At 59.7% G+C, this 8,882-nt stretch carries 7 protein-coding genes; 3 read left to right on the top strand and 4 right to left on the bottom strand.

All coding sequences use genetic code 11. The annotated features are described in order from the left end of the window. The first annotated feature begins 17 nt into the window (after positions 1 to 17). Positions 18 to 1,022 carry a S1 family peptidase gene (locus tag NKH12_RS29045; protein ID WP_352956276.1) on the top strand — a complete coding sequence of 335 codons (1,005 nt, stop codon included), beginning with the start codon at positions 18 to 20 and terminating at the stop codon, positions 1,020 to 1,022. Between the two features lie 661 nt (positions 1,023 to 1,683). Here NKH12_RS29045 and NKH12_RS29040 read toward each other — a convergent pair. Together NKH12_RS29040 and NKH12_RS29035 are read right to left on the bottom strand one after the other, a co-directional pair. After that, positions 1,684 to 3,630: an LTA synthase family protein gene (locus NKH12_RS29040; protein ID WP_352956273.1), complete on the bottom strand. Its 1,947-nt coding sequence runs from the start codon at positions 3,628 to 3,630 to the stop codon at positions 1,684 to 1,686. 209 nt (positions 3,631 to 3,839) lie between these two features. Beyond that, positions 3,840 to 4,127, bottom strand: a complete 288-nt coding sequence (locus tag NKH12_RS29035; protein ID WP_352956275.1) for a PepSY domain-containing protein — start codon at positions 4,125 to 4,127, stop codon at positions 3,840 to 3,842. A 117-nt stretch (positions 4,128 to 4,244) separates the two neighbouring features. Between NKH12_RS29035 and NKH12_RS29030 the strand changes: the two genes are divergently transcribed. Both NKH12_RS29030 and NKH12_RS29025 read left to right on the top strand, forming a co-directional pair. After that, a complete protein-coding gene (locus tag NKH12_RS29030; RefSeq protein WP_352956274.1) occupies positions 4,245 to 4,904 on the top strand; it encodes a response regulator transcription factor in 660 nt (219 codons plus the stop codon). A 38-nt stretch (positions 4,905 to 4,942) separates the two neighbouring features. Continuing rightward, positions 4,943 to 6,232 (top strand): sensor histidine kinase, encoded by a 1,290-nt coding sequence (locus NKH12_RS29025; RefSeq protein ID WP_352956272.1) that lies wholly within the window; start codon positions 4,943 to 4,945, stop codon positions 6,230 to 6,232. A 33-nt stretch (positions 6,233 to 6,265) separates the two neighbouring features. Here the strand turns inward: NKH12_RS29025 and NKH12_RS29020 are convergent, their stop codons facing one another. Both NKH12_RS29020 and NKH12_RS29015 read right to left on the bottom strand, forming a co-directional pair. Further along, entirely contained in the window at positions 6,266 to 7,885 is a 1,620-nt protein-coding gene (locus NKH12_RS29020; RefSeq protein ID WP_502910859.1) for an ISL3 family transposase, read from the bottom strand. A 465-nt stretch (positions 7,886 to 8,350) separates the two neighbouring features. Continuing rightward, a complete protein-coding gene (locus NKH12_RS29015) occupies positions 8,351 to 8,725 on the bottom strand; it encodes a hypothetical protein (protein WP_352956271.1) in 375 nt (124 codons plus the stop codon). Between the last annotated feature and the right edge of the window lie 157 nt (positions 8,726 to 8,882).

Genomic DNA, 8,882 nt, shown 5'->3' with positions numbered 1-8,882 from the left:
TAAGCTCTGAAATCGTCATGTGTCGAAGCCCTCAAAGGCTCCGAACATCGTCCTTCACGCCGATCACCGAAAGGTGCCGTCGGGACATCGCTTACTTTTGGATGGCATCTGATGGTGATCTGCAGGGGCTAGGGACTGCGTTCGCCATAGATCCCTGTGGCGGGTTCATGACTGCCGATCATGTTATCGCAGATGCGCGAGCGCACGGCAGAACTCTGCGAACCAGCGATGGCGATTTTCGGGTTGAGATGCCTTCAGACGCTGGCCTGATTGCCGTTTTGGGCCACGGCCTGGTCTTTGGAACCGTTGGCTTGCCACAAGAGGCGATAGCGCATGTTGGGCGAATGTGGTCGCCCGTGCTACCGGGTTCCGATCCGCCTGCAGCACTCCAAGGGCGATCGGACTTCCAGCCGATTGATCTGGCGCTGTTGCAGACGAGGTCACCAGCGCCCGACCACATTAGAAATCTTCGCATGCGCTCGAGGCCGCGAGGGCCGCGTCCAGGAGATATGGTCGTGGCGGTTGGGTATCCGCAGATAGATACGTTTCGTGGCGACAGGGAGGATGCTCGCACGACGATCGCTGAGGGGATGCAGGTGGCGTATGGGCGCGTAACGCAGGTGCACCCGCAAGGTCGTGACTCCACAACCCCGACACCTGTCTTTGAGGTGGAGGCGAATTGGCCATCAGGCATGAGTGGCGGGCCGGTGTTCAATGCCGAGGGCGAGGTGATCGGCTTGGTAGGCCGTTCAGTCGCGCCAGAGACCGGCATCGGAACTGGGTTGGCGTGGGCAACCTGGCTGGAGGCATTGCGGGATCTTCCGGTCTGGGCGCCGACGCTCGATCCCGAGAACCGGGAATGGCGCTGTGGCTGGGCGGTTCTTCGAAGCGAACCGTGGCATCTGGCCCATATGTTCGGCACGGTGGAAGCGGCTCGCGCTGCCGCCACGACCTTTGGAGCTGCCTATTCTGTCCAGCCGGGGTCTTGGCGAATTGGCAGCGATGATTTCAATTGCGCGTAACGCCGCTTCCCTGATGATCGCTCTGGCTGCTCTGACCAGCATGCCGATACTGGACGGATAAACCAAAAAGTTCCAGAAAGGGCACGGGCCGATACGACAGCTCTGGGGCTCGCACAGGTGAGTTGATTGGCCGACTTGCCCGACTGCCTTGGACATAAATTCCATTAAGAAGGCATCACGCGGCTTCGCGACAGAAGCATCGGCAATCCGGGCGTTCGCAAGCATTTCTGTGGATCGCTGCATTTGATCCCACGTGGCGGTGCAATCAACATGCAGTGTCAAGAAACCCGTGTGTCGCTTGGCAGTTAATTAGGGTCTTCCTCAATTTGTGTGGTGGACGATCGATCGGCTGCGCTACTCACGTCATAGACGGCTAAATGGAAGACCAGAACAGTAGATTGGGGCTTTCTGGACGCTCGATGAATTGCCACGCAGGCGTCGAATTGCTGCGAGCACGGCCGTTGCCGCTCGTTTCGTGCATCGCCACACAAATTGAGGAAGACCCTAATTAACTGCCAAGCGACACCAAGGATCAGGACGAAACCCAGTGCGGCAATCAGGATGGCCAGCACCGCGCGGCACGCGTTGATAGTGCGACAGGTCCATCGTGCGGGACTCATTCATTGGATCATTTCCAATTCGTGAATCTCGTCGGCACGTCCTACCAAGCGGCGCGGAGTGCGCCTGTTTTGAAGTCGCGCGATGCCGTCTGAGAGTAGGCAATCGCCTCGTCACGCAGCTGTGCGTTCACTGGGGCGGGGCGTGAAGCGAGGGTGGTCGGATCCACGGCATAGCTCTCGACCACGCCCTTCGGACGCAGGACGGTCAATGTCCCGTTCTTCATGTACCCGAGCGACTGATAGTTGCTGATGAAGGCGCGCTCGTTGTCGGGCTTGGATCCGTCGATTGCCCTGCCGAAGAAGTGGCTTTCGCCACTCGCACCCAGTGCACGGAGGATCGTCGGCGGGAGATCGATCTGGCTGACAAGCGTACTGATATGCCCGGGCTTAACCAGGCCCGGTCCATAGAAGAGCATCGGGATATGATAGCCGCCCACGGGAAGTTCAGTCTTGCCGGCTGCAGAAGCGCAATGATCAGCGGTGATGATGAACAGCGTGTCCGCGAACCAGGGCTTGGTCGCCGCCTGCTGCAAGAAACGCCCAATCGCATAGTCCGTGTACTTGACTGCGCCATCGCGTCCGCCAGGTGAGGCGATATCGATGCGGCCATCAGGATAGGTGTATGGGCGATGGTTTGACGTCGTCATCACATGCATGAAGAAGGGCTTCTTCCCGGCTGTCTGCTTGTCCAGTTGGCTCGTGACATTATCCAACAGGCTTTCGTCAGCGACGCCCCAGGCGTTCTCGAACGCGATCGCGTCAGGCGAAAAATCGCCCTGGTCGAGGACGGCATAGTCGTTGCCGCTGAAATAGGCTGCCATATTGTCGAAGAACGCATTGCCACCGTATGCGAATCCTGTGTCGAAACCATCGCGATGGAGGATTTCGCCCAGCGTTGTCAGATGGTCGCTTTGAGGCCGCCTGACGATGGCCTGCCCGGGGACAGGCGGCGTGCCTAGCGAGGTTGCCTCCAACCCGCGCACCGTGCGCGTTCCGGTGGCGAATAGCCTGTCGAACATCAGCCCCTGTGAGGCGATGCGGTCGAGATTTGGCGTAAGACCCTTTGTGCTACCATAGCTTCCGAGGAACTCGGCCGACAGGCTTTCAACCGTCATGAGAACGACATTCTTCGGTCGGCGGACGAGATAGGAAGGCATGGAAGCCGTCGGGCCGCCAGGCTCATCCTGTTTGGCCCGAGAAACTTTGAGATCGACCAGAATCCTGTTCGCCTTGTCTGCCGGAATGGTCACGTAGAACCGATCATAGTCGAGCTCATTCAAGAAGAAGGCCGAAACGAGACTGAACAGGCCGTTTCCAGAAAGCTCATCAGCATAGGCGTTACCCGACCCGCGCATCTGATCGATGTTAGTGAGAAGTGAAAGACAAGGGCCAATGACGGCCAAGGCCAGCATGATCAGCCGCGTTCTGCCGCTGTACGGCGTAGTCTCAACGGCCGTGAACCAACGTCGCAAAGCCCAGATGAATCCTGCCGCAACAAGGCCGATGCCGATGAGGAGAGGCGTAACCGGATAGGACTGGGTGATGTTTGCGATAACTTCCTGCGTGTAGACGAGGTAGTCGACGGCAATGAAGTTGTAGCGCGTTGCGAACTCTTCCCAGAAGAAGAATTCGCCGATGGCGGAGAACAACAGCAAGCACACGACGAACCAGACCACTGCCTTGCTCAGCCAGGCAAAACCACGGCTTTGGCGCAATCGATTCGGGAGAACGGCGTTGACGAGGAGGAACGGCGATAGAAGGGCGCCGATGGTGACAAGATCGAACCAGACGCCTCGGCCAAACACGTGTGGCAGGACCGGCATCCCGATGTCGCGGGCGCTGTAGATTGTCAGGCCGAGCCTTGTCGCCATGAAAATGGCCAGCGCACAAGCGGCAAGGATTGCCGGATAAGTCAATAGAACCGCAGGCAACCTGAGCGAACGAAATCCATGCCTGGCGGTCGAGTGAAGCACTGTCAAAACGGACACGCCTTTTCAAAATTTGTGGGAGACCGAAGTGCTTACCGACAGGAATCGGACACGAAATCCATCACGGATTGCGCCGCGCATGCTGGGGTTCTGTCATGCGCTCTGACCTGGCCGAACGACGCCAGCAGGACGACGGCGATTACCAATGGGCCAAGAAGGCAACCAACATGAACCCAACTGATACTCGATTTCATGCAACATACCTTGGTCTAGGACTTGGGGATTTCATGCGGCTGTCCGACAGGCGCGAGCGTTTGGGGATTGAACGTGGCGACGACGACGTGGCCGGCATTGTCCGTGCCGGTTGCTTCGTAGCAGCCGCTCTTTGCGGTGATGGACATTACGCTCCAGCCTGCGGTCTCCAGTTGTGATTTCAGGGTCTCGCGCGGTTGCCAGTCGACCACCGGCACATCGCAGGCGTCTGCGGCCAGGGCCGAGAATGTCGATGCGATTACCAGCGCGGCTACGTGCAGGACTGTCACGTCAACTCCGGACACGAACTTCAAGTCACCGCTTCATGACACGCGAACCTGACACCAGCCTGAAAGCCGTCGGTTCAGGAAGCCATCAGTTTGCGCTATAGTGTGTCGGGCAATTCATGGTTGGGATTGGCTTTGCGCATATTGCTCGTTGAAGACGACAAAAGGATTGGAAGTGCTGTGCGGGACCACATCGCCGCAGACGGCCATGCCGCCGATTGGGCGCAGTCACTCCTGCAAGCGCGCGAATTCGCCGACGTCGCCCGGTACGGACTGACGTTGCTCGATCTCCAGCTACCTGATGGATCTGGCGTGGAATATCTCCGTGCGATGCGGGCGCGTGAAGATCGTACGCCGGTGATTGTCTTGACTGCTCGCGACCAGATCTCTGACAGGATTGAGGGGCTCAATGCGGGCGCGGACGACTACCTTGTGAAACCTTTCGACCTCGGAGAGTTGTCAGCGCGAATCCACGCTGTGGCGCGCCGTGCTGGCGCCGCTCCGTCAGGTCCTTCCATCAAGTTTGGAGGGGTCGAGATAGTCTCCGCGGACAGGATTGCGAAAGTAGACGGCGTGATCGTAGAACTGACCGGCCGCGAGTGGGCAGTTCTGGACGCTCTCTCCAGTCGACCCGGAGCCACCGTCCCGAAGAATGCGATCGAAGACGCGCTCTACGAATTCGGGGCGGAAGTGGAGAGCAACACTGTCGAGGTCTATGTAAGCCGCCTTCGGAAGAAGCTGGGAGCCAAAAAAATATCGACTTTGCGCGGGGTCGGTTACAGGCTTGCGGTATGACTCGATCAATCAGCATCACGCGTCGGCTCATAATCTGGATGACGGTCGCCACCGTTCTTTTCTGGATCGCCGCCGTAGCTGTCAGCGCCTTTGTTATCCGTGAAGAGCTGGACGAAGTCTTCGACAGCGCGTTGCAAGAAACCGCCGACCGGCTGTTGCCATTGGTCGTGGAGGGCCAGCTTTCTCAGGATTCAGGATTGTCACCACGGCGCATGCGCGCGAGTACGGTCGCAGGTGAAAGCTACCTGACCTACCAGCTGCGCGATCGAGATGGTCGCCTGCTGATGTATTCACACGACGTCCAGCCTCAGCCATTCGACGCGCCTCTGCAGAAGGGCTTCTTCGATTCGCCGACACATCGCATCTACAGCACGGACGCTGTGAGCGGATCGCTGTTTCTTCAGGTCGCCGATCCGCTTGACCATCGTCAGGAGGCAATGGCCGAAAGCGCCACAGCCTTGTTCCTGCCGCTGCTGCTTCTTGTTCCACTCAGCATAGGTGGCATCTGGTGGATTGTGCGGCGGATGCTTGCGCCGCTGGATGATCTGCGGGCCGAGATCGGCGCCCGGGACGGCGGCAACCTGGCTCCAATCTCTACAGTTGGATTGCCGATTGAACTGCAATCCATCCGGACGTCCGTAGATCGATTGCTCGACCGCCTGCGCACGGCACTGGAGAGCGAGCGCGAGTTTGCCGCCAACAGCGCGCACGAACTGCGTACGCCCATTGCCGGCGCGCTGGCGCAGACCCAACGGCTGGTGCGCGAACTGCCGAATGGGGCCAGCAGGAAACGTGCGAGGGAGATTGAAGGCTCGCTTACCAATCTCAGCCGTTTGACAGAAAAGCTGCTTCAAATGGCCCGCGCCGACGCTGGCATCGGGCTGTCGGACAAAGAGACCGACCTTGTTCCGGTCGTTCGGCTGGTCGCGGACGAGTTTCAGCGAACCCGGGAGTATTCAGGCCGTCTGACGGTTGATGCACGGCCCACGTTCTCGATGGTAAGACGGATAGATGTCGACGCGTTCGGCATCGTGTTGCGCAATCTGATCGAGAACGCCCTTATCCATGGCAGCGACGACAGACCCGTCACGATTGCCCTGTCAGACCCTGGCACCGTGACGGTTACCAATGCCGGACCCGTTGTGGCGGCGGCCAACCTCGACGACCTCACCACGCGTTTCAAGCGAGGACGTACAGAGGCGAGCGGATCTGGCCTTGGCCTGTCTATCGCGACCTCACTGGTGGAAAGAATGGGGGGTACTATCCAGTTCAAGTCTCCGGCAACCAGACAGTCAGACGGCTTTGAGGCCGTGATGAACCTTCCCTAGTAGTTGTCGCTTGGCAGTTAATTAGGTTCTTCCTCACTTTGTGTGGGGACCAGGCCGGTTGAGTGGCAGCATGCGTGCGCGGAGAAGTGCGGGGCCTGCTCTGCCGTACATGGCGCGCTTTATCGTCTTCAGGCGGTTGATCTGCCCTTCCGCCTGGCCGTTGCTCCACGGTAATTCGACGGCGTTGCGGACGGCGCTGATGTCGCGGCGCAAGACGCGCGCGAACCGGACAATCGGGACGAGCCTGGAGTTGACGGCATCGTCGATCCAGATGTCGAGCTTGTCCAATTCGCGGCCGCGGAGAATACCGCGAAATCGCATCGCAAAGCTGCGCATCAGGGCAAACTCATATGATCCCTGCCTCAGGGCATCGACCTTCCGCGCCTGATTGATCGTCAACATGCCCCGCGGCTTCATGCATAGGGCCGCAGCGACTACCGGCGAGATCACGTGACAGGTTGCCGGATCCCGTATCGGAATAACATCGCGGGCTGATAGATGGCCTGCGATCTGAGCCGGCGGCGCACTGTCCTTGCCCGCCTTCTCGGCGCGTCTCCAGGTCGCAAGAAGCCGCTCCAGGTTCGAGAAACTGCCAGTGTAGCCGCGCCGCTTGATATCGTGAAACAGATGTCGCCCGCAGCGATTGCCGTCTCTCCAGGACTGGCTAAGAAACGCCTCGAAATATAAGGGTGACGTCGGCTTCAACGCGGCCCTGCGTCGGTCGGGTGGCGTGTCGAAAGTCAGCCATTTGGCGATGCTGCGCCGGCCGTAGCCGGTACGACGAGCGATCTCGGAAAAGGACAGCCCTTCCTTGTGCAAGGCGTGCACCATATCGAACACCATCTGCCGCGTTTGTCGATGAGCGTGGCGCCCCCGGCGCCGATGCGTTGCGTCGACGTGTGGATCGTCCTGAATCAGATCGACTTGCGCGCTCCCGATAGCCTTATCGGGCAGCAGTGCCCGCCCCGTGGCGCGGCCCGAAAGGCTCATCTGCTCCTCGATTGCGGTCCGCAGATTCTGCATAAGATGGAACCGATCAGCCACCTGGCGCGCTTGCGGTGCACCCTCGCGAACAGCTTGCGCATAGAGCCCGCATCGGTCTCGGCTCACGATCTCGACAGAAGGGTGCCGCTCCAGCCATTGCGCCGCACTCGCCACACTCCTGTCCTCAAGGATATCGACAACCGAACGGCGCTCCAGGTCCACGATCATCGTGCCGTGACGCCATGATCGCCGCCAGCTCCAGTCATCGATGCCAACAACCCGAACCGTGGAGTTGTAGTGAGCGACCGCGGCATCCCGCTTCAGCTGCCGCAGGATCGTGTCGTCGCTGACTGGCATACCGAGCCGACGCATCAAGCGCTCGCCGGGACGGCCGCCGGTGCTATGGCCGAGCAAACCGACAATCTCCGCGACCCTCCTTGTCCGGCGCGCATAAGGGGAAGCAATCGTCGGCAGACGGTCGGTGAATGTTTGTCGTTCACATTTCTGATGTGCGCACCGCCAGCGGCTCAACCGAAGCTTCACCGTCACGGTCTTGCCCTGGACCGGCAGATCCTGAAGGCTGCGGTTGGACCAGCATGCCGACTTCGGGTCCGTCGTCCGCAATCGGGGCAAATGCCGAACGCCGGTCCGGCAGCGGAAACAACCCATCTGTGATCATCAGTGAGCGCGACACCCAGAACTTTGATCCCTGGGCCGGGCGACCATTTCGTTTTCGTTCGCATGCCCGCCAATAACGGCAGCATCACTAACGGCGAATGAACCACACAAATTGAGGAAGACCCTAATTAACTGCCAAGCGACACGTGATCGCGGAAGGTGTTGGCCGGCGAGCTTTTTGTGCTTGGATCTATATTAGCCGATCACCGCAGCCTGCCACTGCGCTTTGAGCTCGTAACTTTTGCCACTGCCGGCTTCCGCCAGAAGGATGACTCGGTTTCGCTTCTTAAGTTCTGGCCAGCTCAAGTGACCGCTGAGACGAGGATCGAATAGAAGCGCCGGTGTCTTCGCCTCCTCACGCGAAACGATCCGAAATCGCCGGTCCAGATCGACAAAATTGCCACTCATGGCGCAAGGAAAAGAGCTGCAGCATAAACTGCAAGCGGTATGATTGCGCTAGGCGCTTTGGTCGGCGACCTGGTCTTCCAGCGCTTTGAGCTCCTTAGCCCTCGCAATCTCGCGAGCAATCCGGCCCAACAGCCGAGGCGCCAAGACGGTTTCCCGTGCGATGGACAAGCCAAGTATGCGCCGGTCAAATTCGTGCTCCTTGCCCTTGTGGAAGAGTGACAACGCGGTGTCGGGCACATAGTGCGACACACGTTCCTGGTCGCCGTTCCTGTAGGTGATCGATGCCGATGTCGCCATTCGCGCGCCAGGATCGCTGTCGCCAAGGCGGATTTCTTTCACCGTCGCGAGCAGTGCAGGATCTTCAAGTACTGACTTAAGTGCAGTGGCGAGAGTGCGAGCCCCTGCGAAAGCATCCTCGGGCAAACCGGCCGGCCGAAGCTTGCGCAGGCCGGTCGCCCGCCTGGCCCCGCACCCACGCCGGCCCGGGGCCACGGCCAGAAATGCCCCTACGGATTGATCGGGTTGTTGGTATTAGGGGGTGGGGGCCCGCGGGGGGCGCCGCCAGGGGGGGAGTGGAAAC

This window comes from Mesorhizobium sp. M1322 (genome assembly GCF_040318085.1).
GTDB lineage: Bacteria > Pseudomonadota > Alphaproteobacteria > Rhizobiales > Rhizobiaceae > Mesorhizobium.
The sequence above is the reverse complement of the archived record's forward strand: the minus strand, read 5'-3'. Positions and strand labels throughout refer to the sequence as shown.